Source organism: Psychrobacter sp. 1Y4, assembly GCF_051847555.1.
This window is the reverse complement of record NZ_JBPYDE010000349.1, coordinates 1-827: the sequence shown is the minus strand read 5'-3', so window position 1 is coordinate 827 and position 827 is coordinate 1. Positions and strand designations below refer to the sequence as shown.

Sequence of the window (827 nt, the reverse complement as noted above, 5' to 3'; positions counted from 1 at the left end):
ACCAGCAACAATTTGTGCATCAAGATAGTCAATGACCGAAGTCGCAAGCTTGTCTAATAGCTGATGTAAAAAATCAGGATTGCTATACAAAAAGCCTTTGGTATAACGATAATCCTTTGAACTACCGCCTTCTATCATATACGTAGCAAGCGTCCATGGACTACCAGAGAACCCAAATAAAGGCACTTGACCATTTAGCGCTTTGCGAATGCTGGTCACAGCGCGCATTACATAGTCAAGAGAATCGTTAGGCTCAAGTACTGGCAATCTGTCAAGATCGGCCTGTTCGCGAATCGGATGCTTAAACTTAGGACCTTCGCCAGTCTCAAAATACAAACCCAAGCCCATGGCATCAGGAATGGTCAAGATATCACTAAATAAGATAGCAGCATCTAAGTCATAACGACGTAACGGTTGGAGCGTCACTTCAGTAGCACGATCTGTATCTTTGCACAGGCTCATAAAGTCGCCGGCTTCAGCACGAGTGGCTTTGTACTCTGGTAAATAACGACCAGCTTGGCGCATCATCCAAACTGGCGTGGTATCGATGGGCTCAAAGCGTAATGCACGTAGCAGCCTATCATTTTTTAGCGGTGCAAATTGCTGCTGAATCGAATCACTCTTGTCTGAAGCACTCATGTACAAATCTCCAAAACAACACAGTATCCATATTTATGGATGGATACTATACTGGATAAAATAGGTTGAATAAAATAACAATAAATATTTACAAGGTATAAACAGTCTTGCTTAAGCTTGAAGCAAATCTCAATAGCTTTTATAGCTTACCTAAAATCATAGATAAGCTATAAAAGCAACAGCTGTGC

Annotated in this window: 1 protein-coding gene; it reads right to left on the bottom strand. The window is 41.6% G+C overall.

Annotated features, from left to right (window positions below; genetic code table 11):
* A partial coding sequence (locus ACS8FC_RS16245; protein ID WP_439297536.1) for a uroporphyrinogen decarboxylase family protein occupies positions 1-639 on the bottom strand: 639 nt, incomplete at its 3' end.
* Positions 640-827: the final 188 nt, after the last annotated feature.